Annotated in this window: 26 protein-coding genes, 1 tRNA gene, 1 pseudogene and 1 riboswitch; of the genes and pseudogenes, 18 read left to right on the top strand and 10 right to left on the bottom strand. The window is 42.8% G+C overall.

Features of this window, described 5'->3' with window-relative positions; translation table 11 throughout:
• Positions 1–17 precede the first annotated feature (17 nt).
• A complete protein-coding gene (locus ACN0V2_RS09600) occupies positions 18–1,130 on the top strand; it encodes a DUF4340 domain-containing protein (protein WP_417550590.1) in 1,113 nt (370 codons plus the stop codon).
• 45 nt (positions 1,131–1,175) lie between these two features.
• On the opposite strand, the gene ACN0V2_RS09595 is transcribed toward ACN0V2_RS09600, so the two are convergent.
• A complete protein-coding gene (locus tag ACN0V2_RS09595) occupies positions 1,176–2,123 on the bottom strand; it encodes a chemotaxis protein CheV (RefSeq protein ID WP_417550589.1) in 948 nt (315 codons plus the stop codon).
• Between the two features lie 426 nt (positions 2,124–2,549).
• On the opposite strand from ACN0V2_RS09595, the gene flgA reads away from it, so the two are divergent.
• From flgA to ACN0V2_RS09580, 3 genes are all read left to right on the top strand, one after another.
• On the top strand, positions 2,550–3,224 hold the full coding sequence (gene flgA, locus ACN0V2_RS09590) for a flagellar basal body P-ring formation chaperone FlgA (RefSeq protein WP_417550588.1): 675 nt from the start codon (positions 2,550–2,552) through the stop codon (positions 3,222–3,224).
• Positions 3,225–3,309: 85 nt separating this feature from the next.
• Positions 3,310–3,621, top strand: a complete 312-nt coding sequence (gene flgM, locus ACN0V2_RS09585) for a flagellar biosynthesis anti-sigma factor FlgM (RefSeq protein WP_417550587.1) — start codon at positions 3,310–3,312, stop codon at positions 3,619–3,621.
• 16 nt (positions 3,622–3,637) lie between these two features.
• Complete coding sequence (locus ACN0V2_RS09580) at positions 3,638–4,126, top strand: flagella synthesis protein FlgN (RefSeq protein WP_417550586.1); 489 nt, start codon at positions 3,638–3,640, stop codon at positions 4,124–4,126.
• A 59-nt stretch (positions 4,127–4,185) separates the two neighbouring features.
• On the opposite strand, the gene hemH is transcribed toward ACN0V2_RS09580, so the two are convergent.
• Positions 4,186–5,199: a ferrochelatase gene (gene hemH, locus ACN0V2_RS09575; RefSeq protein ID WP_417550585.1), complete on the bottom strand. Its 1,014-nt coding sequence runs from the start codon at positions 5,197–5,199 to the stop codon at positions 4,186–4,188.
• Positions 5,200–5,207: 8 nt separating this feature from the next.
• Positions 5,208–6,122, bottom strand: a complete 915-nt coding sequence (locus ACN0V2_RS09570; RefSeq protein ID WP_417550584.1) for a TIGR01777 family oxidoreductase — start codon at positions 6,120–6,122, stop codon at positions 5,208–5,210.
• A gap of 111 nt (positions 6,123–6,233) precedes the next feature.
• On the opposite strand from ACN0V2_RS09570, the gene ACN0V2_RS09565 reads away from it, so the two are divergent.
• From ACN0V2_RS09565 to ACN0V2_RS09555, 3 genes are all read left to right on the top strand, one after another.
• Positions 6,234–7,178: a YbgA family protein gene (locus tag ACN0V2_RS09565; protein WP_417550583.1), complete on the top strand. Its 945-nt coding sequence runs from the start codon at positions 6,234–6,236 to the stop codon at positions 7,176–7,178.
• A 178-nt stretch (positions 7,179–7,356) separates the two neighbouring features.
• The gene (locus ACN0V2_RS09560; protein WP_417550582.1) at positions 7,357–8,334 is read left to right on the top strand and encodes a histone deacetylase; all 978 of its coding nucleotides are present in this window, start codon (positions 7,357–7,359) and stop codon (positions 8,332–8,334) included.
• Positions 8,335–8,455: 121 nt separating this feature from the next.
• On the top strand, positions 8,456–9,343 hold the full coding sequence (locus ACN0V2_RS09555) for a crotonase/enoyl-CoA hydratase family protein (protein ID WP_417550581.1): 888 nt from the start codon (positions 8,456–8,458) through the stop codon (positions 9,341–9,343).
• A gap of 3 nt (positions 9,344–9,346) precedes the next feature.
• Here ACN0V2_RS09555 and ACN0V2_RS09550 read toward each other — a convergent pair whose 3' ends face one another.
• Both ACN0V2_RS09550 and ACN0V2_RS09545 read right to left on the bottom strand, forming a co-directional pair.
• A complete protein-coding gene (locus tag ACN0V2_RS09550) occupies positions 9,347–11,902 on the bottom strand; it encodes an ATP-binding protein (protein ID WP_417550580.1) in 2,556 nt (851 codons plus the stop codon).
• 12 nt (positions 11,903–11,914) lie between these two features.
• Positions 11,915–13,030, bottom strand: coding sequence for an HD domain-containing phosphohydrolase (locus ACN0V2_RS09545; protein ID WP_417550579.1), 1,116 nt, complete (start codon positions 13,028–13,030; stop codon positions 11,915–11,917).
• 303 nt (positions 13,031–13,333) lie between these two features.
• On the opposite strand from ACN0V2_RS09545, the gene ACN0V2_RS09540 reads away from it, so the two are divergent.
• Positions 13,334–13,702, top strand: coding sequence for a sirohydrochlorin chelatase (locus ACN0V2_RS09540; RefSeq protein WP_417550578.1), 369 nt, complete (start codon positions 13,334–13,336; stop codon positions 13,700–13,702).
• A gap of 131 nt (positions 13,703–13,833) precedes the next feature.
• Here ACN0V2_RS09540 and ACN0V2_RS09535 read toward each other — a convergent pair whose 3' ends face one another.
• Both ACN0V2_RS09535 and pqqA read right to left on the bottom strand, forming a co-directional pair.
• Entirely contained in the window at positions 13,834–14,052 is a 219-nt protein-coding gene (locus ACN0V2_RS09535; RefSeq protein WP_417550577.1) for a hypothetical protein, read from the bottom strand.
• Positions 14,053–14,180: 128 nt separating this feature from the next.
• Complete coding sequence (gene pqqA / locus ACN0V2_RS09530; protein ID WP_081443609.1) at positions 14,181–14,252, bottom strand: pyrroloquinoline quinone precursor peptide PqqA; 72 nt, start codon at positions 14,250–14,252, stop codon at positions 14,181–14,183.
• Between the two features lie 418 nt (positions 14,253–14,670).
• A riboswitch (cyclic di-GMP riboswitch) is annotated at positions 14,671–14,753 on the top strand.
• Positions 14,754–14,770: 17 nt separating this feature from the next.
• Between pqqA and ACN0V2_RS09525 the strand changes: the two genes are divergently transcribed.
• Positions 14,771–15,316 carry a hypothetical protein gene (locus tag ACN0V2_RS09525; protein ID WP_417550576.1) on the top strand — a complete coding sequence of 182 codons (546 nt, stop codon included), beginning with the start codon at positions 14,771–14,773 and terminating at the stop codon, positions 15,314–15,316.
• Between the two features lie 160 nt (positions 15,317–15,476).
• Positions 15,477–15,553, top strand: a tRNA-Arg gene (locus ACN0V2_RS09520).
• Between the two features lie 17 nt (positions 15,554–15,570).
• Here the strand turns inward: ACN0V2_RS09520 and ACN0V2_RS09515 are convergent.
• Genes ACN0V2_RS09515 through ACN0V2_RS09505 form a run of 3 tightly spaced genes read right to left on the bottom strand, consistent with a single transcriptional unit; the run spans position 15,571 to position 16,934 of the window.
• Complete coding sequence (locus ACN0V2_RS09515) at positions 15,571–16,194, bottom strand: DUF502 domain-containing protein (protein ID WP_417550575.1); 624 nt, start codon at positions 16,192–16,194, stop codon at positions 15,571–15,573.
• Positions 16,195–16,231: 37 nt separating this feature from the next.
• A complete protein-coding gene (dsrE2, locus tag ACN0V2_RS09510) occupies positions 16,232–16,696 on the bottom strand; it encodes a sulfur carrier protein DsrE2 (protein WP_318989423.1) in 465 nt (154 codons plus the stop codon).
• A 4-nt stretch (positions 16,697–16,700) separates the two neighbouring features.
• Positions 16,701–16,934 carry a sulfurtransferase TusA family protein gene (locus ACN0V2_RS09505; protein WP_417550574.1) on the bottom strand — a complete coding sequence of 78 codons (234 nt, stop codon included), beginning with the start codon at positions 16,932–16,934 and terminating at the stop codon, positions 16,701–16,703.
• Between the two features lie 96 nt (positions 16,935–17,030).
• On the opposite strand from ACN0V2_RS09505, the gene ACN0V2_RS09500 reads away from it, so the two are divergent.
• From ACN0V2_RS09500 to ACN0V2_RS09465, 8 genes and pseudogenes are all read left to right on the top strand, one after another.
• A complete protein-coding gene (locus tag ACN0V2_RS09500; protein ID WP_417550573.1) occupies positions 17,031–18,476 on the top strand; it encodes a M48 family metalloprotease in 1,446 nt (481 codons plus the stop codon).
• Positions 18,473–18,961: a thiosulfate oxidation carrier protein SoxY gene (locus ACN0V2_RS09495; RefSeq protein ID WP_417550572.1), complete on the top strand. Its 489-nt coding sequence runs from the start codon at positions 18,473–18,475 to the stop codon at positions 18,959–18,961. Before ACN0V2_RS09500 ends, ACN0V2_RS09495 begins: the two co-directional genes overlap by 4 nt.
• Complete coding sequence (soxZ, locus tag ACN0V2_RS09490; protein ID WP_417550571.1) at positions 18,961–19,278, top strand: thiosulfate oxidation carrier complex protein SoxZ; 318 nt, start codon at positions 18,961–18,963, stop codon at positions 19,276–19,278. Before ACN0V2_RS09495 ends, soxZ begins: the two co-directional genes overlap by 1 nt.
• Positions 19,275–20,990, top strand: a complete 1,716-nt coding sequence (locus ACN0V2_RS09485; RefSeq protein WP_417550570.1) for a histidine kinase — start codon at positions 19,275–19,277, stop codon at positions 20,988–20,990. Before soxZ ends, ACN0V2_RS09485 begins: the two co-directional genes overlap by 4 nt.
• Positions 20,980–21,624 (top strand): response regulator, encoded by a 645-nt coding sequence (locus tag ACN0V2_RS09480; RefSeq protein ID WP_226071833.1) that lies wholly within the window; start codon positions 20,980–20,982, stop codon positions 21,622–21,624. Before ACN0V2_RS09485 ends, ACN0V2_RS09480 begins: the two co-directional genes overlap by 11 nt.
• A 205-nt stretch (positions 21,625–21,829) precedes the next feature.
• Positions 21,830–23,185 carry an ATP-binding protein gene (locus ACN0V2_RS09475; protein ID WP_417550569.1) on the top strand — a complete coding sequence of 452 codons (1,356 nt, stop codon included), beginning with the start codon at positions 21,830–21,832 and terminating at the stop codon, positions 23,183–23,185.
• Positions 23,182–23,826, top strand: coding sequence for a response regulator (locus ACN0V2_RS09470; RefSeq protein ID WP_417550568.1), 645 nt, complete (start codon positions 23,182–23,184; stop codon positions 23,824–23,826). The genes ACN0V2_RS09475 and ACN0V2_RS09470 overlap by 4 nt, the downstream gene beginning before the upstream one ends.
• 187 nt (positions 23,827–24,013) lie before the next feature.
• Positions 24,014–24,292: pseudogene (locus tag ACN0V2_RS09465) on the top strand (PQQ-dependent dehydrogenase, methanol/ethanol family); the annotation flags it as partial.

Below are 24,292 nucleotides of genomic sequence, written 5' to 3'. Positions count from 1 at the left end.
ACAGATAGGTTCTACAGATGCTGAAAAAACTTAATAGTCTTTCCATACTCGCTATCCTCACCGCAGTGATGGTGTTGTGGATGTTGATAACAATCTATCAGGCAGAAGACACCAGTGATGATTTTTCATTGTTGTATCCTGAACTTTTCGAACAACTTGATGATGTAGATAAAATCACCTTTAAAGGTGAGCAAGATGAATTTACACTTCAATATGATGGTAAGAATTGGGTAATTTCGGACTACCATAATTATCTTGCTGATAAAGAGTTGGTCAGAAGAATGTTAGTGGATATGGCCGATGCGCGGATACTGGAGCAAAAAACAGAAGATCCTGAGTTATACCCTGTGCTGGGTGTGGAAGGATCCGAAGTTGAAGGCGGGGCATCCTTTGAAATCGAACTGTTTAATGATGAACAAGTTATTGCTGGTCTTATCCTTGGACAAGCTCGGGATTTAAGTTCAGAGTCAGCCGGACCACAACAGTATTTTGTCCGTCGAGTTGGAGAACAACGCAGCTATCTGGCTGAAGGCTATTTCCAATTAAGTCCGATGATGTTGAATTGGATTGATGGCCAAATCATGGATATTGCTCGTGAACGTATTGCTCGAGTTGATATTATTCAACCAACGGGCGAAGCTGCAACCCTGATTAATCTGGGACAAAAAGATAAATTCGGCACGCCAGAAGATCGTGAAGAAACCGTGTTCCGTTATGAACAGCTTGGTTATGATATTGCTGGATCATTATTCCAAATGCGTTTGGAAGATGTTCAGCCGGTAAATGACTTTTCTCGAGGTGATGCAGATGTCGTTCGGGCAGAGTTCCTGACATATGATGGTTTGAAAATCATTGCCGAAACTTCGTTTAACGATGGTTTTTACTTCTCTACTTTCCGTGCGGAATATGCACCGGATGCAATCACTGAAATACCGGAAGCAATCGCTAGTTTGGACGCGTTAAAAACACCTGAGCAGGTTCAGGCTGAAGTGGCCGAAATTAATGAAAAAGTTGAGCCTTGGGTCTATCGTCTGGGCGGCTTTGTCGGTAACAACTTGATGCGTGCCAAAGCGGATATGGTCACAGTACAAGATCAAGTTATTCCAATGCCAAGTGGTTTTGGGCCGTAGTTCATTTTTTCCGGCATAAAAAAAGCCCCGGAAGGGGCTTTTTTTTTAGGTTGTCTCAGCTTTTTCACGCCATTCTTCCAATAAAGCTTGTACGGTAATAGCGAGATCATCGGGGGCGAACTTGGCAATAAATTTATCGGCGCCCACTTTTTCCACTAATGCATTATTAAACGTACCACTCATTGAAGTGTGCAGCAGGATACGAATATCTCTCAGGTTAGGATCCTGACGAATAGCCGTGGTGAGGGTATATCCATCCATTTCTGGCATTTCGATATCGGAAATCAGCATGGCAATATGTTTGCTGACATCAATGCCTTCGGCGACCCATTCTTTTAGTTGATCCAATGCCTGTTTGCCATCATTCACAATGGTACAGCTGACACCGATCTGCTCCATCGTCCGACGAATTTGATTACGTGCGACGCTGGAATCATCCGCCACCAGAATATGATGTTTGTGTTCAGCATTGGCCGCTGCGAAACGTGTTACCAAATCATTTGAAACCGTATCATCAACTCCGAGTACTTCGGACATGACTTTTTCTACATCGATTATTTGAATCAATTCATTATCAATTTTGGTGACGGCGGTCATGTAGTGATTTGAACCTGATGCAGAAGGCGGGGGTAAAATATCTTTCCAGCTGATGTTGACGATCCGATCCACTTCACTGACCAAGAATCCCTGCACATTTCGGTTATATTCGGTAATGATGACAAAATGTTCTTGAGGATTAACCACTGGCCGTTTGCCGATGCCTTGGGATAAATCAAAAATGCTGATGGTTTTATCACGAATGCGTGCGGCACCGCGTACAACTGGATGTGAATGTGGCATCTGCGTCAGCGGCGGGCATGCTATGGCCTCACGGACTTTAAATACATTAATCCCATAGCGCTGGGTGCCACCTAACTTGAACAATAACAGTTCTAACCGGTTCTGACCGGCAAGTTGGGTGCGTTGGTCAATACCATCAATCATGCTTGCCATAAAAATTCTCCCGATAATTACTTGGGTCTGTTTATCTTTCAGAGCCACCACTGCTGGAGGCTATTTTTTCGTCCTACAAGGCGGAAATGATGCGATGTAGTTATTCTACATCGGTCATTTTCAACGCCGTAGGGCGTAAAAATAGCCCCAGCCCTGCGGGTTGAGGCTGAAAATGTACCACTCTGCGTTGCTCGTCGTTTATTTAGAATGACTAAACTGCTCTCCTCGCGCCTTGATTGGTACATTTTCAGTCACAACAGAGGCGGCTATGTAAGATCAACAGACCCTAGGAGTATAACGGCAGCTAGACAGAATTCTGAACAGTAATTGTGGGAACGATATTTGCAGTCAAGATTATGTTTACAGCTAAACCGTGCCTATTGCCGGGGGGAAACCATGTATAAATTATTGAGGAATTTAACGTTAGTGTTAACTGTCAATTTATTGACAGTTAATGTATCTGCCAACAATCTACAATCTCTAGCAGATGTAGAGCATGCAGCTTATGTTTTCACTCTGGCTCAGGCACAGGCGCGTTTTAATAATCCTGAAATCAGCTTAACCCCTATGGATAAGCGCTTACGTTTGCAAAATTGTGAGGGTGGGCTTGAGGCGTTCACGAATAGAGAAATGACAAGTGCGGGCAATGTAACGGTAGGAGTTCGTTGTCATCACCCCGTAGCATGGACGGTTTATTTACCGCTGCAAATTAAAGTGATGCAGCCCATGGTGGTTGTTGCGAGGCCCGTATCAGGCAATCGTGTGTTGACTGAACAAGATTTGCGAATTGAGCAACGCGATATAGGAAGTCTTCGGCAAGGTTATATGACAAATATTGCCGCTGTGGTTGGGCAACAAGCAAAATATTCATTGGGTTTAGGCACGGTTGTGCAGAAAAACCACCTGCGCCCCCTGAATGTGGTCAAGCGGGGTGAATCTATTGTGCTGGTGGCCAGTGCAGGAACCATGGAAGTGCGTATGCAAGGTACGGCAATGGCGGATGCTGGAGTCGGTGATCGAGTGCGAGTGAAAAATTTATCGTCAGAACGTGTCGTGGAAGGTGTTGTCGATGCTCCGGGCGTTGTACGGGTTACAATGTAATCAAAATATAGACCGATTCACATTTTATTCAAGTTTATTAAACTCGGTCCGATAACAAATATAGAAACAATATGGAGACATTTTCATGTCGGATATTAACAATATAAAACCACCTCTACAGGGCGGTCTTAACACGACGCGTAACGTCAACGGTGAAGATAAGCGTTCTGATGCGCCTACTAGCCAGATTAAATCAGGCGGCGATGCCGTAACGGATAAGGTCAGTTTGACTGCTACAGCAACACAGCTGCAATCTTTGCAACAAGAAATTGCCGCTTTACCGGTTGTTGATGAACAAAAAGTGGCAGCTTTGCGTGCTGCTATTGAAGATGGTAGCTATCAGGTAGATAGTCAAAAGTTGGCACGAAACATGATTGATTTTGAAGGCAACCTATAACTAAGGAACCTTCATCATGGCTATGTCACCCGGACAACAATTACGCAGTGTTTTACAGTCCGAATTAAATGTTGCCACTCAATTAGCCGAATTATTGGCAGCAGAACGTGAAGCCCTCGCATTGTCCGCTATTGATAGCATCAACGAAATCAATAACAAAAAACAACCCTTAATCATGAAGTTGGAACACCATGGCCGTCAACGTGATGCCGTGTTGATGTCCTCCGGGTTTCCTTCTGGTAAACAAGGCTTAGAAGCGTTCATTGATAATCAAACTGAAGAAGACGCAGTAGCGCTTAATCAGTTGATAAAAACGCTTAAAGTCGTTGCTAAAAACTGCCAACAACGTAACCAAGTAAATGGTGGCATTGTCAGTATTAACCGTCAGTATCTTCAACGAGCCATATCTGTACTTCGCGGACGTGATCCCGAATCCAGTTCTTATGGTCCCGGTGGTGAATATACCAGTGCTGTTGTTAGACAACCGCTTATCGGGCGTGTCTGAATTTAGGGGTAATACTCTTTCATAGTCCCTTTGCTAAGACTATAAAAGCACTACAGAGCCTACGCCGCTTCACACCACTGCGCTAACAAATCAACCCATACCGGATCATCGTTGAGGCATGGGATTAGTGTTAATGAACGACCACCAGCTTCGATAAACACTTCTTCTGCACGAATAGCGATTTCTTCAAGTGTTTCCAAACAATCGGTAACAAATGCCGGACACATCACCAGCACATTTTTAGTCCCGTTCTGAGCTAGTTCAATTAATCGATCTTCGGTATTAGGTCCAAGCCATTTAGCTCTACCTAAGCGTGATTGAAAAGCAACAGAATAGTTGTCTGGATTCAACTGTGCTTTTTCGGCGAAAGCGGCCGTGGTGGCCATCACCTGATGACGATAACAAGTAGCGTGTGCGGCGTGTGGACTTGTGCAGCAATCTGGCTGCTTTAAGCAATGTTGACCGCTAGGATCACGCTTTAAGATATGTGATTCAGGTAAGCCGTGATAGCTGAATAAAAGATGATCATAATCCTCCATCAAATAAGGTCGGGTTTGTTCCACCAAAGCGTTGATATAACCTTCCTCGCGATAAAAGGGCGATTTGATGGTTAATGAAATATCAAGTTGGTTGGTGGCAATCACTTGTTTGGCCGTTTCAATACATGTCGTTACCGTGCTATCGGCAAAATGCGGATACAACGGTATAAATAAAATTTCTTTGATGCCTTCAATGTTTGCCAGTTTTAACAATCCCGCTTCAATGCTGGGATTGCCATAACGCATGGCTAATTCAACCGGCATATCGACTTGTTGTTGTACGGCACCATGCAGTTTTTCAGATAAGGCAATTAGCGGTGATCCGTCTTCTGTCCAGACACTCTGATACGCCTCAGCAGAGGCCTTGGGCCGACTGGGTAAAACAAACAAACTGACTATAAGTCGGCGCATCAGCCATGGTAGCTGAATCACATAAGGATCCATCAAAAACTGATTTAAATAACGTCTGACGGAGGGCACATCAGGATTATCGGGTGAACCAAGGTTAACTAGTAAAACTGCACGTTGCGTCATAAAAATTATTATTTTGAGTGAGAAGGATTAATAACATCGCTTAGCGCGCTATGTATATCAGTATAGAGAAATTCAAAGCCCGCAGCCTGTGCTTTTTCAGGAATCGCCCGTTGACCACCCAACAGTAAACCGGCCATTTCACCCATCGAAAGTTTAAGTGCACAAGCTGGAACTCGAAAAAAAGCAGGACGGTGCAATGTTTCAGCCAATACTTCACTAAATTGCTGATTGGTTACTGGACGGGGAGCGGAGCCGTTAAACACGCCGGAATACGAGCGATTCTCTGCCAAAAACAAAAAGAGCCGACAGATATCATCAATGTGAATCCAGGGCATATATTGTTGCCCATCGCTAATTGGACCACCCAAGCCCATTTTGAAAGGCAATTTCATTTTGGCAAGGAAACCGCCTTTAGCTGCTAACACCAGACCTGTGCGAACAATGGCGACACGCATTCCCAAAGGTTCAGCTGTTAACGCTGCTTTTTCCCATTGTTCGCATAACTCATGACTGAACTCGGGTTTAAAGCCACTATTTTCGGTGAGTACCGTGTCACCCTGATCGCCATACCATCCCACTGCAGAACCACTGATTAAACTATCAGGCAGGCTGGGACGTTTCGCCAGTTGCTGAATCAAATTTTGCGTGTAAACCACCCGACTATTGAGAAGTTTCTGTTTACGATCATCGGTCCAGCGTTTATCCACAATCGGCGCGCCAGCGAGGTTAATCACGACATCAATATGACTATCAGCAGGAAATTCGTTGACTGATTCAGCACATTGCACTTGAGAACCCAGGATTTTTTTGGCTGCTTGGTAATTACGGCTTAAAGCAAAAACGGTTTCACCATTGTTTAAAAGTCGTTGACACAGCGCTTGGCCGATGAGTCCTGTCGCACCGGTTATTAAATAAGCCGCCATGATAATTTCCCCTGAATAATTATGATTATTCCTTGTATAGAGTCATAACAGCTGGCAAAGTTTACCCAGAGTTCATATAAAGTTTTCTAGAAATAAGTTATCGAGCGATTGATGCGGATTAGGGTCGGAATCAGCAGTTGTTTATTAGGTGAAAAAGTTCGTTTTGATGGCGGGCATAAACACCTACGTCTATGCAGCGAAAGTCTTTCACGTTTTTTTGAGTTTGTACCTTTGTGTCCAGAAGTAGGCATTGGTATGGGCATTCCTCGCAAGCCTATTCGTCTGGTGGGGGATGTGGAATCGCCGCAAGCTGTGGCAGTGCATGATTACAGTTTGGACTATACCGACAGATTAACTACCTATGGGCAGCAGAAAGCGCGTGAACACAGCGATTTATGTGGTTATATTTTTATGAAGAATTCACCTAGCTGTGGTTTGTTTCGGGTGAAGGTTTATCAGGAAAACGGTTACCCGGCCAATGAAATGGGTAGAGGTTTGTACGCTGATGCGTTTAAAAAAGCCCATCCGTTAATGCCTATGGAAGAATCTGGCAGATTGAATGATCCTTTGTTACGTGAAAATTTTATTACTCGCGTTTACGCCTACCATGACTGGCAACAGCTGTTAGACAGTGGATTAACTCCTCATAAACTCACTCAGTTTCATGCACGCTATAAATACGTTTTAATGGCCCATTCGCCAAAAGATTATGGTGATCTCGGCAGGATGCTGGCTGATGCTGGTAAGCATGACATTGAAACATTAGCAGCAGATTATTTTTCTGCGTTAATGGCTGTGCTATCAACAATTGCCTCGCGGAAAACGCATACCAATGTGTTGATGCACATACAGGGCTATCTGAAGAAAAAGCTTTCCAGTGCAGAAAAGCAGGAACTGGCTGACATCATTGATCGTTACAGAACGGCAGAATTACCGTTGATTGTTCCCATTACCTTACTTAAACATCATTTTAATAATCACCCTGATCCCTATATAGCGAAACAGGCATATCTGCAGCCTTATCCTGATGCATTAAGCTTGAGGAATACTATTTAGCTTTATTACGTCATTATCAGACTAAGTCCATGTATCTCTGCTGCAATGATTAAAGCGGAAAATATCGAGCGCATCATCATTTGCACGATGATCTTTTGAATTTAGTAATGAAGTAAGCGTATGGTTAAACCTGTCATTAATTGTTGATGAAGTGGTAAAGCCAGCCTGGGAAAGAAAAATGCAACGCAGAGATTTATTGAAATTGGGTGTGTTAGGGGCGGTTAGCACTAAAACCTCAGCGGTTACTCAATCGGCTTTAACGGGTCTAGTTTTGGATCCTGGTTTTACCGAACATCATATTATGCCCCAACATCCAGAATCTCCTGCCAGATATGAGCGTTTGCTGGATGAACTAGAAGTGACTGAATTGCTGTCTAAGGTCACATTGTTAAAACCCAAAAGTAATATTGAAGCAGAATTATTACTGGTTCATTCAGCGACCCATATAGCGTCAATAAAGCGACACGATGCCAAAGCTCACCAGATCGCTATGCTGGCTACCGGGGGAGTTTTGGTTGCCGTTGATGCCGTCTGCAAAGGACTATTAGATAATGCATTTTGTGCGTCAAGACCGCCAGGTCATCATGCTACTAATACCGGTAAGGAGGAAGGATTCTGCTATTACAACCATGTCGCAATAGCAGCCCGATATGCTCAGAAGCGCTATGGATTAAAGCGAATTTTGATTGTTGATTGGGATTACCACCATGGTAATGGCACTGAGTGGGCTTTTTATCATGATCCATCCGTCTTATTTTTTTCCACCCATGATGCTGAAGCTTATCCCGGCACGGGGTTACCTGATAAAACAGGTACTGGTGATGGCAGAGGTTTTAATATAAATGTGCACTTGCCTTGTGGAGCAGGGGATGAGGATATCTTGGCGGCATTTGAAGAAAAGCTTCTGCCTGCTGTAGCCAGTTTTAAACCTGAACTAATCCTGATTTCAGCCGGTTTTGACAGCCGTGAGGATGACTTGTTGGGATGCTACAAAATCACTGATCAAGGCTTTATCCAGCTTACAGAAATGATGATGCAATTAGCTAAACAGTATTGCGATGGCAAACTTATTTCAGTACTAGAAGGTGGCTATAATCTCACTGGTAACGCTAAAGCCGGTGCGGCACATTTAGAGACTTTATTGAAAATAATTTAATCGTCAAATTCTAAATCATTATTAACGGCACAGTTCGTGCTAAACCTTAAAAGAATCCATTTTAGTGACAAATTTCAGTCACTTGTTGATTGGCAGCCCAAGCCCTTTTAAGGAGAAAACGATGAACGCTGTTGTGAAGCTGAGAGAAGAGAACGGAGTTGGTCTTGACGAAAATCAGACAAAGCAATATCAACATCTGAATACGTATTATGATCCAACCTACAAAATTGGTTGGTTCATGATGGATGCTGCCCCCCGGCCTTGTTTTACGCCAACCCTGCTGAATGAATTATCAGATTATCTGGCTAATGTTAAAGCCGATATGCAACTCACGAATCAAGAAAAATATGATTACTTAGTTGTCGGTTCAAGTGTAGATGGTGTGTTTAATCTAGGGGGGGATTTAAATCTGTTTACCTCGCTGATTGAAAATGGTGACCGTGAAGCGTTATTGGGTTATGCCATCCACTGCATAGATATCCTTTACGACAATATGTTCCACTTTAATTGTGATCTGACCACAGTCAGTCTGATCCAGGGTGATGCATTAGGTGGGGGGTTTGAAGCTGCTTTATCAAGCAACATTATTATTGCTGAGCGTGGCGTTAAATTAGGTTTACCGGAAGTGTTGTTTAATCTGTTTCCGGGCATGGGTGCTTACACCTTATTATCGCGAAAAGTTGGCGCCGCCAATGCAGAGAAAATGATTCTTTCGGGTGCGCTTTATACGGCTGAAGAGCTTTATGAAATGGGCGCAATCGATATTCTTGCTGAGAAAGGCGAAGGCGAACTGGCTTTATATAAATACATCAAAGCCGCCAAAAAATCGCCGAACAGTTACAAAGCCATGTCTCGTATAAAAGATCTGTGCAATACAGTGACTTATGAAGAGCTGGTTGCAATTGCGAATGTTTGGGCTGATGCGGCATTAAATCTGACTAGCAAAGATATTCGAATGATGACACGTTTGGTGAATCGCCAGACTGCCAAATCAAACAGCGAAGCTTAAAAATTAGTTGTCGGCTTTTTGTGATTGCCCTTGATCTTTGAGGGCTGTCTCCAATTCGTTCAGCGTTTGAGAGAACGCGTGTTCCAACTTTTCGGTAAGACGTAATAGCTGAACGGAGCCAATATCAAAAGGTTTATACGATTCTCCCTCTCGGCATAGTTCGGCAACACTGTTTGCACCTAATTCAGATGATGAGCCCTTTAACGCATGCAAACTTTCGCGGTAGGTTAAGTAATCGTCATGGGCTGCTTGACGGATCAATTTAAGATGTTTGGTTCCATCCTCTTTATAACCGTTTAACAAAAGCTTCAAGAAAGCGTCACCACCCCCCAATTGAGATAATTCAACCAGAATTTGTGGGTCACACCACTGTTTCGATGCAGCAGAAGATTGATGGGCAAGTTTACGAGTTTTGGCTTGGTCTTGATTATTCATTGCCAGCCGGGCAATGGATTCCAGCAATGAGCGCGAATTAATGGGTTTGGTTAAAAACTCATTAGCACCTGCTTCCATGCAACGCTGTTTTGCTTGTGGTGTGGCGTCTGCTGTTAAGATGATAATCGGGATATCGTGACCCGTATCCATGTAACGCATGGCACGAATCACTTCAGGGCCACTAAAGTCTGGCATATTCATATCTAGAATCAGCATTTCGATACTGTCAATTTGTTGACTCAGAATATCCAGTGCCTGTTCGCCACTACTTGCAAGTAATACGTTATGACCTGCATGTCGCAGAATACCTTCCAAGACTTGCTGATTTACCAGATTATCCTCTGCGATTAAGATGTTTAATGCCTTAGCATAAGATTGAGCGGCATAATGTTGCGCCAACGTGATGACTTTTTCATCCTGAATAGCATGGTTACTTTGTGCCGCGTGGATGGCATTGAATAAAACGGGTTTAACCTGCACGTCATTCACAATGGATATAAAATGATGACGCAATCGTGGATCTTGTTTACTAAAATCTGAAGGGTTCAACAATATCAATGCCGTATTAGCCAACAAAGGCTCGCCATGAATCATATTGGCAAACTGAATGGGATCAATATCGTGCATACAATCTTGATCGAGCATAACGGTTTGATACGGTGTTTGATTTTCTGCTGCTCGGATCAAAGCCGAAAAAGCTTTGGCAGTGCTATCGACATGTTGATAATTCACTGACCAAGCATCAACAATGGGCTTAAGAAGGTCATGTAGTGAATCGGTGCTTAAAATCAGCATAGGGCTCTCAGATAAAGTTAATTCATTTTGCTCGTTGGCGGTGAAGGGTAATTCAAACCAGAAAAGTGTGCCTTCTCCCAGTTCACTGGAAACACCAATTTCACCCCCCATCAACTCAACCAGTTCTTTGGCGATTGTCGTACCTAAACCGGTTCCACCTTTGTTCAGTGTATCAGGTGAGATCTGCGTAAAATCATCAAAGATACGTTGCAGTGCTTCCTGCGGGATGCCAATTCCGGTATCACTGACTTCAAAGCGGATCCATAAATTCTGATTCGATTTGCGTTTGATTTCATGTGCCGAGAGCTTAACGGCACCATTGTCAGTAAATTTAATACTGTTACCAACAAGATTGATTAAAACTTGTCTTAAATGTTGTAAATCACCATTTATGGAATAGGGGAGAGCAGGATCGATGTAGCAATTGAGATGCAATCCTTTGCCATTTGCCATGGGTTTTTGCATGGCAATGATGCTATTTAATAATTGATGTAAATCAAAAGCTTTATCACTGATTAATATCTTGCCAGCTTCGATTTTGGCAATATCCAATACATTTTCAATCAGGCTAAGTAAGGTATGTGCTGAGGTCTTCATGATTTTTACAAAATCATGTTGTTGTTTATTGAGTTGGGTTTCAGCCATTAAATCGGCAATACCGATAACACCATTTAGCGGTGTTCGAAGTTCATGCGACATATTTGCCAGAAAACGACTTTTTGCCTCATTCGCTTGCTTTGATAAATCGATTGCCACATGCAGTTTCTTGATCAAAAAAGCCGAATACAGCGGAATAATGAGCAGCAAAAATAACAGACTGAAACCAAAAGGTTCATGTTGCGGATGTGACCAGTACTCACCGTTTACTATGGCAATAGTAAAGCCAATCAATCCAACGACCAAAGAAATATAAAGGTAATTCACGCCAAAGCGAAAGCCATTGCCTAAAATGACCCAAAGATATAAAACAAACAAAAAGACACTTTGTTCACCTGCAATCAACATCACAATTGAAAGCGCAATAAGATCTAAAAGAATCCCACAAATCCTTCTGATGGGGGATGGTCTAGGATTAAGCACCAAGGCTGCTACAATAACCATCCCCAGCGAGTAGTAAGCAAGCGTTATTAGGCTAGGCAAACTGAAGAGGTTTTCAAGAAAAGTTTTTTCTTTACCCCACGGCAGACAAAAATAAATTAACAAGGCAATGCCAAGTGTCATTCGAATGGTAATTGCCTGTTCGGGTTCGGTATCACCGGTTTTAGGCATTTTGTCGAAAACCCGAGAAAGCAGCTTTTTGTTTTGGGGCTTTTCGTAACTATTTTTCATAGCTGAAAAATTCTAATCAGCATATTCGGCTTGAATTTGCTGGATTACATCGAGTCGGTCAAAAAAGGCTTGTACACAACGTGGGTCAAGCTGTGTTCCTGCACTTTGTTCAATGTAACGACAAGCATCTTCACTAGACCAAGCCTTTTTATAAGGTCTTTCAGTGACCAGTGCGTCATAAATATCTGCCACCGACACAACGCGAGCAATCAAAGGTATTTCTTCGCCTGTTAGCTGGTTTGGATAACCTTTTCCATCGTAGCGTTCGTGGTGGTGAAGGGCTATCACAGCACCAATATGCATATATTTTGACTGGCTATCAGACAGGATCTCATGCCCGATAGTGGTATGGGTTTTCATTATTTCCCACTCATCTGGATCCAATTTTCCGGGCTTTAATAGGATGCTATCGGGGATACCAATTTTGCCAATATCATGCATCGGTGCTGCATATTCGAGGTCTTCACACTGCTGTTCATCAAAGACGCCCAGTGCCTCAGCAATAAAACGCGAATATTTGGCCATACGAATAACATGGTTACCCGTACCTTCATCCCGGTATTCACCGGCTTTGGCCAAACGAATAATGGTTTCTTTCTCTCGTAGGATAATTTGCTCAGTGGCAATTTCAACTTGTCTGGCGAGCCAATTGGCACGGTCTTCGATGATTAAATGCTGTTCATGCATTTGCAGCAGATTACGACAGCTGGTGCGGCATTCTATTTGGTCGATTGGTCGAGTGAGAAATGCGGTAGCGCCCGCATCCAATGCTTCATAACGCACCGCTTTTTCACTGACGACGGTAATCATCATGATGGGAACGCTTTGTAAAGCTGGCATTTGGCGTGCAATGCGAATGAATTCTATGCCATCAATTTCAGGCATTCGATAATCGGTTACAATCAAGTCCGCTTCGTTATGCTGAAGCCATTCCAGGGCCTCAGAAGAATTACTCATCGCCGTGACATGAATATTTTCGCCAATCTGCTGGACTATCTTTTCCAATATAGTTCTGCCGGTGGATTGATCATCAATAATCAACACCTCTTTGGTCTTCTTAAGAATACTCAGTCTCCTTGCTGATTCATAAGGTTTTAAATTGTCAGGACGACCATATTGGTTTGCCAAGACACGTTCCTCATTAAGCTTGCCTTTCCGTCACATCCCTGCTTTGGCAAATTTATTAACAGAGGTCTTTTCCTTGAATCCGTGTCTGTCATTTTGTTTAAATACAAATATTTCTTATCACCGCATTATGCTGGCACAGTTCGTAGCTGTCTATCCTATTTATTTAGTAATCCCTTACGAATCACCATTTAACATGATTTCGATGTTAGGAAAATGTGTTTGTCTTGTTTAAAAAGTACTTGGTTAGGAATTTTTTTAATCTGTTCACAGGTAATTCACATTACTAATGGGACTATATCCAACATGAAAGCCTTATTACTAGTTGCCCACGGTAGTCGCCGTCAACGGTCGAATGACGAAGTCATCGAGCTAGCTCAAAAACTCAAATCTGAATGTGTCGATCATTATGATATTGTGCAAGCTGCCTTTTTAGAGCTGGCTGATACCTTAATCGCAGATGGTATTGAGAATTGCGTGAATGCGGGTGCCAGCCATATTACAGTGCTACCTTATTTTCTGAACTCTGGTCGGCATGTGACAGAAGATATTCCTCATGATGTCGATAACACGCGGTCCAAATTTCCTAATGTTCAGATCCATATTGCACAGCATATCGGTGAGTCGCCGGCGATGATCCCGTTGTTGAAGGCTGCTGCTGTCAATAATTCATGATGATGACAATTCCACACACCATGTGAACTGAGTTAGAAACTGTTTAGGCGTGTGATTGAGGGAAAGAAATCCACCAATGAAATAAATCACTTCATCAGGAATGCTCTGAGATGGTCTTTAATCAACCCGCATCATGGCTTTAAGAATCGTGACTGGATGATCATGGAGTCTGCATTTCTCTCACGTTGCACTTGCCATCCTTGGGCCAAAATATAATCTAAAGCCTGCTGATGATTTTCGAACGTTTTATCAACCGTCTGCGATATTCCATCAATCTGCTTATGAATAATAAATTCAGGTTCAGCTATGCTGCCGATCTGCTCAATACGGCATTGCGGAATAGATGACATCGTGGCTCTCCAATGATCATGTAATTGATATGTCTAGGTCTTATACCATCTCAGTATAGTCGTTCTGGAAAAACATATAGTTACAAAAAAGCCCCTGTGAAGGGGCTTTTTTGATCAAGCAATTTCGATTAACGGTTACAAATGTACATAGTAACTTCAAAGCCGAAACGCATATCTGAATATTCTGGTTTAGTCCACATGATCATAACTCCTGAGATGAGAAAAATGCTGCTTGGTACGGTTCACATAATAGGCATCTCACAGCAGGTTCAGTAGCGGAAATTGCTCGGCAGATATCAGTATTTTCCTTGATTAAAAACTGAAGTTACACCTGAAACCTAATGTATCGTTAACTTATGAGTTATACCAAATAGAGGTCGTAGTCCACAGCCACGACCCTGACTGTTAAAATTGCCGCCGATGTCCCTGTAGCTCAGATGGGGATGGCATCAACAAAGTCGATTAAATTTTCTTAATTCTGCAAATCTCTACACCGCGATGTTTACCTAAATAGAAGTTCAAAAATTAAAAACATGTTTTAAAAGAATGGCTTGGCACTAAAAAGTGTTGACATTGTGTCACTTTCATATATACATGATCTGGTGATTGAATCACGCTCTTTTACATTGCCAAACTTGGCGTGAGCCAGGGACGGAAAGCCACAGCTGTTCATTGCTTCTTGACAGGGCTGGGTTGCATTTTTGATAAGGAAACTTTGATGAATAGACAAACCTTGTTCTTCTTTTTGTTATTGGCCTCATTTAATGCGAATGCGGCTTTTTTAAATGGCCATACGATTACCTCTCAATATTACTTCCCAGATACAACTTCACCTGCGAATAACATTGGCAACGGAAGTTACCTAGTGGGGCCAGGTATTGAAGTTGACTTTTTTTATATGGGTACTTTAGATATTTCTGATAATACCTTTCTTATCACCTTTCCCCATGTGCCTTCAGGAGGGTTTTCTTTTCCCAGTTTTAATGGTTTTAAACTCTCTGACACTTTTGGAACGATTCGTGATTTCAAGAGCGTTTCTATTAATCCAATAACCAACATGGTTGGTTTTGACTTATCTCGCATTACGGTGTTTGCTGATGAAATTTGGGTAAATTGGGGAGGACTTCAATACACCATGGATACGATTGTATCCCTAGATATAAAACCTTCTGCTGTGCCAATTCCGGCTGCCGCTTTCATGTTTGCACCGGCATTACTTGGATTGATGGGATTACGTCGAAGAGCAAAAAATAAAGTTGCTTAAGTTTATTTCTTTTAGAAAGCCGTGATGATTAATTTCATCACGGCTTTTTTTATTTACAAACTCGAATGCCGTTTCACCGCCGTTCATATCTGCTCTTCTAGGGCTTAAGCAAAACCGAAAGTTCATAGCCAAGACCCTGACTGTTATAATTGCCGTCAATGTCCCTGTAGCTCAGATGGATAGAGCGTCCCCCTCCTAAGGGGAAGGTCATGCGTTCGAATCGCATCGGGGACACCATTAATTTGATATGTATTTTATTTTTCAAGAATGATTTTGGATTGATGGGAGTCTGTTTCGCTGTCAGATAGTCCCGCTGTCAAAACCCAGCGCATGGTATCTTCGTTGGACATTTTTAACGATTTAATCTGTTCTCGTGAAATACAGATGGTATAACCGCCTATCTGATAACTCAGCGGTAAATAAACCGCCACTAGGTCATTTTCTTCGTTTTCCATCTCTAGCAGATGGCTGACATCATCTTTTACTAGGAACCCAATGAACTGAACGCCGCCAATGGTGACTGCAACAGCATGATTAAGGTTGTCCTGCTGCTTTTCGCGAGAGAAAAAACGTGTAAAGTCGCGAAGCGCGCCGTGAATTGATTTTACTAATGGAATGCGATCTAAAAGCGATTCCCCCATGTCGAATAAACGCTTAACCAGCCATGCATTTACTGCAATACCAATAACAAAAATTAATGCGATGGCTGCCAATAAGCCTAAACCAGGCCAATAAAAATCGTAAGGTAAAATGGCAATCATCAGTGGACGTAACGCACGTTCCGCAGAGACGGCCAACCAGTAAATCAAATAGAGTGTTAGCGTGACCGGGAGTACCGTTGCCAAACCTTTGAGAAAAGTTTTCCAGACAAATTGCATAAAGCTGCTTCCCGTTCGTAATTAAAGAATGATGGATCTATATATATAGTGTGATATCAGCTTCACTGGCAAATTCTAGAAATGTCGCGGCGCCACCATGGCTGATTCCATCAATAAAATCCGAGTTTTTAAAATCAAATAAATCAACGGTCATTTGGCAGGCGATTAATTCAACGTCTGATTCCAGACAAATCTCTCTTAATTCTGCAACACTGGCGACGCCTTTCTTCTTGAGTTTTCGTTGCATCATCCAGGTGGCAAAGGCTTCGAGTCCTGGGATAATCTGCACGATGCTGGGCACAGGAACCGGCATTGGCATTGCTGGGTTGCCCAAAGGCGAGACTTTTAATGACAAGTCTTTTTTGAGCAGTTGCAAACCATAAAAAGTAAAAAATATTTTGGCTTCAAAACCTAATGCTGCAGCGGTAGAGGCAAGTAGAAAAGGCGGATAAGCACCATCTAAAGTGCCTTTGCTTGCAATGATAGCGAGCTTTTTGGCCATTACATCATGCCCCTTTTTCAATAATGAAATAGAGTTTTCCGTCGACTTCTTCGCTACTTAACAGCGGATTGCCGGTCATTTTGCAAAAAGCGGGGATATCTTTTAGCGCACCACTATCGGTACAGATAAGTCTAAGACGTTGGGTAGCATTCATTTCATTGAGCATTTTACGGGCTTTGAGAACCGGAAGTGGACAGTTTAAGCCTGAGGTATCAATTTCTGTATCAAAATCTGACATACTGATTTCCTTTAAAATGTGCGTTTACATAATAAACGCAAGCGGCGTTTTTGTCTTTGCGGAACCGGTCTTAATGAGCCAAGGTCTATAGGCGTTATGAAATATCTGATCGCTACATTTATTCTTCTTTTTAGCAGTGCAACACCTGCACAGGCTAATTTAGAAATAGCGTTGCCAGAAATGGGAGACAGTGCCGGTGCATTAGTTTCGCCATTGGAAGAGTATCAGGTTGGTCAGTCTTTTTATTGGCGGCTACAACAATCTGTGACACTAGTAGAAGATCCTGAAGTAAACAGCTATATCAGCTCATTAGGCTACCGGCTGGTTGCTAACAGCGATGATCCTGGCCGTACCTTTACGTTTTTTGTAGTGCCAGATTCCTCGGTGAATGCCTTTGCTGCCCCTGGTGGGTTTATTGGGATTCATACAGGTTTGATGCTGACCAGCGAATCAGAAAGTGAATTAGCTTCAGTCATGTCGCATGAGATAGCTCACGTCACCCAGCGCCATATTCTACGTAGCTTTGAACGCTCCAAACGCATGAGTGTACCGATGACGGCAGCCATGGTTGCAGCGGCTTTATTAGGCATTGCCGATCCCAGTGTGGGGTCGGCGGCAATTATGGCGGTACAAGCGGGTAATGTTCAAATACAGTTGGATTACAGCCGGGCACATGAGGCTGAGGCAGATAACCTGGGTATGCAGACATTAGTGGATGCAGGTTTTGACCCTCAGGCAATGCCCCGTTTTTTTGAACGATTACAAATTGCCGGCCGTTTTTATGGCGGCAGCCAAGTTCCTGAATTTCTCCGGACTCACCCCATCACCGGTTCGCGTATCGCGGATGCGCGTGGTCGTGCTGCAAAACTTGAAACGCCATCTCGGGTTAGAAATTCTGATCAATTCTTTCTAATGCGTGAAAAGTTACGGGTGATGGGCTCCACCAATATGCGTGAGCTGATTAAAACGTATGAAGACCAGCTCAAAGAAGATTCCTCAAATCAAACGGCTACTCGTTATGGTTATGCATTGGCCTTATTAAAAAATGGTAATTTCACCCAGGCTCGTGATGAGATTAACGCCTTAATTGATTCGGATGATAATCAATTAAGCTATCATTTGGCGCTGGCTGATGTGGAAATTGCGCTAGGAAGAATGAACGCCGCTCTCGCTATTTATAACGACTTTCAAAGGGTTTACCCTGATGATTGGGCATTGTCGATTAAACAAGTCCAAGCTTTATTAAGAGCTAATCAGCCACGTGAGGCAGTTAATCTTTTGCAACGCCAATTGGATGTGGGTGGATCTTCTGCAATTTTGTATAGATTATTAGCTCAGGCTTATGGTGACATGGGCCAGAAAAGTAAATCGCATATCTGGTTGGCCGAACATTACCATAGCTCTGGTCAATTAATGCAGGCAGCAGATCAGCTTCGTATCGCGGCAGATTATGCCCGTGGAGATGAATTTGAATTGGCAAAAATCAGTTCGCGGTTAAGACAGATTGAAACGGATATTGCGATGATGGAAGAAGTTCGATGAGTAATACTTTTGATGACTACCGTCGAAAGATACTAAAAAAATCTATTTCTGCTTCAACGTTAGCTTTAGTGGCAACCAGTGGTTTGATAGCCCCTCGGATGCTTTTAGCACATTGGCCCCAAGATGCCTTTAATGCAGAAACATTAGAAGATGCGATTTTAACTTTCCTGGGTGAAGCAGAAGAGGTTAATGAGGAAGCTATTCAATTTACTATTGGCTCTCCTCCAACATACGCCGTCAACGGTGCCAGTGTTCCCGTTGAGATAAGTAGCAGTCTGCAAAATATTCAGCGTGTCGCGTTATTAGTTGAAAAAAATCCTTTCCCGTTAGCCATGGCGCTTGAGCCTACTTCTGCTATAAGCTTTCCGTTTAAAACAATGCTGAAAGTTGCTGAAGATTCTGAAATCATCGCTATGGTCAGGGCGGACGATAAACTTTATCGAACCAGCCGTTATGTGGAAATTGATATTGGCGGGTGTGCTTAATGACAACTCAAACCAGAGACCGGATTCGAGCCAAACTGCAGGATGACAATACGGTGGTAAGGATTTTACTGGCTCACCCGATGCACACAGGTCGAGGCAAAAATGAGCAGGATGAACTTATCCCGGCTGAATTTATTCAGGATATTCGCTGTTGGCGTAACAACGAAGAAGTATTAACTGTTAAATGTGGCACAGCGACTTCACGTAATCCTTACTTTGCTTTTCAACTTAACGGCGGTGAAATTGGCGATGTAATACGTTTACGCTGGGTGGATAATATCGGTGCTAAAGGAACAGCGGAAACGACAGTCGTATGAGCCTGAAACTTCGCGCCAATTTATTTTTTGCTCTCTTGTTACTGCTCTCTATGTTGGGGAGTGGTGCGATTCTGATAACTAACGCGAAGCGCTCTGTAGAAGCTGAAGTTATGTCAACCATGGATGCTACCGCGCATATTATTACGGTTACGCTGGCGGGCGGTTCCCTCACCCGTAATACGGGGGTCAGTGAGCATATGCACGAATTAGTTAGGGCGTTAAGTGAAATTCGCAGCTTGCATATTTTACTGTTTGATAGACAAGGACTGCTGTTTGAAGGTACCCCTGAAAAAGAATTATCAGTCCAACCTCCAGCCTGGTTTGTTAAGTTATTGTTTCCTGATGTTTCTCCACTCTCTAAGCGCTTTGGCACCGGTCATATGGTGATTTATCCTGCCCCAATGCAAGAAATCAGTGAACGTTGGCAAGATATCCGCGCCATTATGGCTCTGGGTATGATTATCTTTGTGGTCGTGGCTTTCTTAATCTATTGGGGCGTTGGTTGGGTTATTAGACCGTTGCAACGTTTATTGGATGCGTTGGCTGGATTTGAGCGTGGTGATTTGCACATGCGTTTGCCACGCTTTTCGCTCAAAGAAATGGATCAGATCAGCCAAAACTTTAATCGGGTGGGGGATGCTTTAGAACAAAGCACAACTGAAAATCGCCGGTTAGCTATGCTGGTTAAACAATCAGGTGATGCAATACTTTCTTTAGATCATGCCGGATATATCACCTTCTGCAATGCCGCCGCAGAACGGTTATTTGCTGATATACCGAATTTGCTAGGCGAGTCTTTAGCCTCGATGCCATTCCAGGAAGATCGTAATAGCATTCTTGCAATATTGAATGGATTTCAATCCGTTGAAAATTTGGAAACCACTTTAAAGCGCAATGATGGTGAGGTGCTTTCATTGCTAATTTCGACTGTACCACTGACCGAGATTGATGGTTGTGTTGCCGGGATGATTTGTACGTTGCGAGATATTACTGAGCATAAACAGGCTGAAAAAGCTCGGGCTCAACTCTATGAAACTCGTCTATTAACTAAACATATGGATCAGGTGCAAGAAGCAGAACGTCGACATCTGGCCCGTGAATTACATGATGAGTTAGGGCAATGTCTAACGGCAATAAAAACGGATGCCGTGTTAATTCGTAATCGTTCAGAAGAGACCGATAAGAAAATTTATCAAAGCGCCCAGGCGATTATTGATACTGCAAGTCATATATATGATGTGGTGCACAATATGATTACCCGTCTACGGCCAAGTCCATTGGACGATTTGGGTTTGATGGCCACCTTAGAAGAAAGTATTAGCAAATGGCAACAACGCCAGCCCGACATCAATTTTAATTTGATCACCGAAGGATCATTAAGTGGCTTTGATGAAGCGACTAATATGACGGTATTTCGTGTGGTGCAGGAAGCATTAACCAATGCGGTTCGACACGCCGATGCTGAAAACATTATGGTATCGGTGATCCGTGATAAAACCGAACTGACAGATCAGTTAAAGATTAATATTCGAGATGATGGCAAAGGCATGGTGGTCCATGACTTTCATTCCGATGTAGATTTTGGCTTGCTAGGGATGCGTGAAAGAGCGCAAAGTTTAGGGGGCAGCTTTGATCTGCAAAGTCAGTTAGGCGCTGGTGTCAATCTGACCATCACCATACCATTGGGGGTAAATGTTCACCATGAGTCTTAATAAAATTACGGTATTACTGGTTGATGATCATGAATTGGTTCGCGCCGGGTTTCGTCGCCTATTGGAAGACGGCGACAAATTCCAGGTCGTGGCGGAAGCAGGCTCTGGCGAACAAGCTGTGCAGGATTTTGCCAAATATCATCCGAATGTTGTGGTGATGGATATTTCCATGCCGGGCATTGGTGGCGTTGGAGCCATTGAGAGGATTATTGCTCGAGAACCGACAGCCAAAATCTTGGTGTTAAGCGTACATGAAGACAGCGTGTTTACTACTCGCGCGATGCAGGCAGGCGCTCTAGGTTTTATCCCTAAACGCAGTGCACCTGAAGCCATGTTAAAAGCTGTTGAAATGGTTTCGCAAGGAAGAACCTGTATTGCCCCTGAAATTGCTCAGCAACTTGCCATGCAGAAACTAACGGGTTCTGAGAATCCACTAGACGTGCTCAGTCAACGCGAATTCGAGGTATTTAGATTACTTGCAGAAGGCAAAACGGTTAACGAAATCGCAGATATTTTGAATCTAAGCCCCAAAACTGTTGGTACTCATCACACTAATATTAAACAAAAGCTCAATGTTTCAAACTCTGCCGAATTAGCTCGATTAGCCATTCGTAGTGGATTGCTGGAAGCTTGATATAGCCGCATTACTTTGTATTGTTGTCAAAAAAACAGTCGCATAAAATTTTTTTACATGCTTAAAATTCCCCTTAACACAAAGTTTTTAAGAGGACACAGTCACATCTATTGAGTGTTTAAAGCTGCACTACATAACTCACGTACTATAATCTTATTCATTTGGTGATTATGGCAATACGCTTTCGGAAGGATCTTTTAAGCTCGTGAATCTCATTCTCCAAGTGAATCTCGTCATATTGATGGTATTCATGATTATGTGTGGTCTAGGTGTCAAAAGTACACTCGATGACATTCGTCTGAGAGTTGATCATGAATTACATGTTTCTACCGAAGTGGCGAATTATGCGATTGAGGCCCAAATTGCACGTTTGGAAATGGAATTATTACAGCAAAATATTCCGGTGGATCAGTGGTCATCACGTTTCCACTTAGAAGATCTTCGTGATTTGCTCCATGTTGATATTGAATTGATTGCAGAAAATGGTCAATTACTTGATTCAAATCATCCAGACACCCTTGGTACACCTACAAATCTGCCCTTATGGCTGGAAAATTATCTGAAAGCGTATTTGGGTCATACCGAAGTGGTCATTACCCCGATAGTTTCTGCTGGACAGCACATAGGCGATATCGTTATCAGCCCAAACTTCGCTGCTGAATGGAATGACATTCGAACTTATATCAAAAAGTCATTAATCCCGCTGATTATGACTTTTTTGATTGGTAGTCTAATTATTGCATTGATTGCATCGATAATTTTATGGCCAGTTTCAGAAATGCTACCCCAGAAAAGTAAACAAACTGTACCATCACGATCACCATTTGCTTTGTTAAAATTAAATCAATTATTGGCCGTGAATAAGCAGCTCAAGTTATTAAAACAACGCTATCTGGACACTGACCAACAAATAGACATGCTGAATCAACAGTTGATCACTATTCAGGAATCCGAACGAAAGCGATTATCTGCCGAATTGCATGATGAAATTGGTCAACATCTGACAGCAATCCAATTTGATTTAAATGCCATAAAACATTCTGCTTCGTTGGATGAAGCAAAAACCAGTGCGGCGGCAATTGATTCAGTTCATAACCGCATGACAGGAATTGTCCGCTCCATGTTACAGCGATTGCGCCCACCTGAATTAACTGAATTGGGCTTGAAAGGTGCGGTCACAGATTTGTTTAATGACTGGGTATTTCGTCATCCCCATCATCAAGCTGAACTCTCAATAGAGGGGGATTTTAGTCAGCTTGATGAGACCAGAAAATTAACCTTATATCGGATTGTTCAAGAGTGTCTAACCAATGTCTCTCGTCATGCCGGAGCAGAAAATGTTCATGTAAAAGTGAATTTATGGTGTAACAATGAGTCTGTAGATATAAGTGTAAGTGATAACGGAAACGGTTATCATCCCAGCCAATCTAATAAAGGTTATGGTTTAACTGGAATGCGAGAGCGAGTAGAAGCGTTATCAGGTAGTTTTGAGATTGTTACTGAACCTGGTAAAGGATTTATGTTTTCTGCCACCTTTCCAACCCTAGGTGTTACTGAATGAAGAATAAGATCCGAATTTTACTGGCTGATGATCATGAAGTGGTCAGATCTGGTTTGGCAAGAATGCTTGAACGTAATGATGATATGCATATAGTTGGTGAAGCGATAAGCGGCGAACAGGCCTATCAGATGTATACAGACTTAGATCCTGATCTGCTAATCATGGATATGAGTATGCCAGGTATTGGCGGGCTGGAAGCTTTGAGACGTATTTTGGTTCGTTATACCAAAGCACGAGTCATCATGTTTTCCATGCACGAGAACGTGACCCTTGCCGTACAGTCTATGAGTGCTGGAGCTGCAGCTTATTTAGCCAAGTCGGGTGATTCTGACGATATCGTTAAGGCAATTCGCCAGGTAATGGATGGGAAAAGTTACCTAAGTTCAGAAATGGCACAACGTATTGCTCTGCAAAGTGTCTCCGGTTCAGAAGATCCTATTCAGCGGCTTACCGTTAGAGAATTTGAAGTATTCAGGTTGCTGGCAGAAGGTCATGCACTGGAATATATTGCCGAAACCCTGAATTTGGGACAAAAAACTGTCGCGAATTACCAAACAATGCTTAAACAGAAGCTTGGATTTCACTCATCCGTAGAGTTAGTGCGGCTTGCGATCAAATATAACGTCATAAAAAGTCATTAATTTTTTAACCCTCTATAGGCACGAAACTGAGTAATAATGGGAATTTCTTCCCTGCTCGGGAAAAAATCCCGATATCAGAGTGATTGGTTCCTAATGATTCTCAGGCAAAATCGGAATAAAGTCACAACCTCATGAAAGAACAGCGACGCTGGCGTCATGAACGATAAAAACTATAGAGGACAACTTTATGAAGCTGAAAACATTATCAATCGCAATGATGGGTTTAGTAGCACCAGGTCTGGTTGCTGCAGATGAACTCATCGATATGCAAAAAAATGCTAATAACTGGGTTATGCCAGCAGGTAACTATGCTAACCAACGTTATAGCGAACTGACTCAAATCACAAAAGACAACGTCAAAGATTTGAACATGGCTTGGTCTTTCTCAACTGGTGTATTACGTGGCCACGAAGGTAATGCTTTGGTCATGGACGGCACTATGTACGTTCATACAGCGTTCCCAAAC

The organism is Methylophaga sp. (assembly GCF_048266885.1).
Lineage (GTDB): Bacteria > Pseudomonadota > Gammaproteobacteria > Nitrosococcales > Methylophagaceae > Methylophaga.
The sequence above is the reverse complement of the archived record's forward strand: the minus strand, read 5'-3'. Positions and strand labels throughout refer to the sequence as shown.

Coding starts and splice junctions, on each gene's coding strand:
- ACN0V2_RS09580 (WP_417550586.1), top strand. CDS start 3,638: ATGGCTATGTCACCCGGACAACAATTACGCAGTGTTTTACAGTCCGAA.
- ACN0V2_RS09525 (WP_417550576.1), top strand. CDS start 14,771: ATGAATAGACAAACCTTGTTCTTCTTTTTGTTATTGGCCTCATTTAAT.
- ACN0V2_RS09480 (WP_226071833.1), top strand. CDS start 20,980: ATGAGTCTTAATAAAATTACGGTATTACTGGTTGATGATCATGAATTG.
- ACN0V2_RS09515 (WP_417550575.1), bottom strand. CDS start 16,194: ATGCAATTTGTCTGGAAAACTTTTCTCAAAGGTTTGGCAACGGTACTC.
- ACN0V2_RS09485 (WP_417550570.1), top strand. CDS start 19,275: ATGAGCCTGAAACTTCGCGCCAATTTATTTTTTGCTCTCTTGTTACTG.
- ACN0V2_RS09470 (WP_417550568.1), top strand. CDS start 23,182: ATGAAGAATAAGATCCGAATTTTACTGGCTGATGATCATGAAGTGGTC.
- ACN0V2_RS09570 (WP_417550584.1), bottom strand. CDS start 6,122: ATGGCGGCTTATTTAATAACCGGTGCGACAGGACTCATCGGCCAAGCG.
- hemH (WP_417550585.1), bottom strand. CDS start 5,199: ATGACGCAACGTGCAGTTTTACTAGTTAACCTTGGTTCACCCGATAAT.
- dsrE2 (WP_318989423.1), bottom strand. CDS start 16,696: ATGGCCAAAAAGCTCGCTATCATTGCAAGCAAAGGCACTTTAGATGGT.
- ACN0V2_RS09560 (WP_417550582.1), top strand. CDS start 7,357: ATGCAACGCAGAGATTTATTGAAATTGGGTGTGTTAGGGGCGGTTAGC.
- ACN0V2_RS09550 (WP_417550580.1), bottom strand. CDS start 11,902: ATGAAAAATAGTTACGAAAAGCCCCAAAACAAAAAGCTGCTTTCTCGG.
- ACN0V2_RS09505 (WP_417550574.1), bottom strand. CDS start 16,934: ATGTCAGATTTTGATACAGAAATTGATACCTCAGGCTTAAACTGTCCA.
- ACN0V2_RS09600 (WP_417550590.1), top strand. CDS start 18: ATGCTGAAAAAACTTAATAGTCTTTCCATACTCGCTATCCTCACCGCA.
- flgM (WP_417550587.1), top strand. CDS start 3,310: ATGTCGGATATTAACAATATAAAACCACCTCTACAGGGCGGTCTTAAC.
- ACN0V2_RS09565 (WP_417550583.1), top strand. CDS start 6,234: ATGCGGATTAGGGTCGGAATCAGCAGTTGTTTATTAGGTGAAAAAGTT.
- ACN0V2_RS09535 (WP_417550577.1), bottom strand. CDS start 14,052: ATGTCATCTATTCCGCAATGCCGTATTGAGCAGATCGGCAGCATAGCT.
- ACN0V2_RS09555 (WP_417550581.1), top strand. CDS start 8,456: ATGAACGCTGTTGTGAAGCTGAGAGAAGAGAACGGAGTTGGTCTTGAC.
- soxZ (WP_417550571.1), top strand. CDS start 18,961: ATGACAACTCAAACCAGAGACCGGATTCGAGCCAAACTGCAGGATGAC.
- ACN0V2_RS09595 (WP_417550589.1), bottom strand. CDS start 2,123: ATGGCAAGCATGATTGATGGTATTGACCAACGCACCCAACTTGCCGGT.
- ACN0V2_RS09500 (WP_417550573.1), top strand. CDS start 17,031: ATGAAATATCTGATCGCTACATTTATTCTTCTTTTTAGCAGTGCAACA.
- ACN0V2_RS09540 (WP_417550578.1), top strand. CDS start 13,334: ATGAAAGCCTTATTACTAGTTGCCCACGGTAGTCGCCGTCAACGGTCG.
- ACN0V2_RS09495 (WP_417550572.1), top strand. CDS start 18,473: ATGAGTAATACTTTTGATGACTACCGTCGAAAGATACTAAAAAAATCT.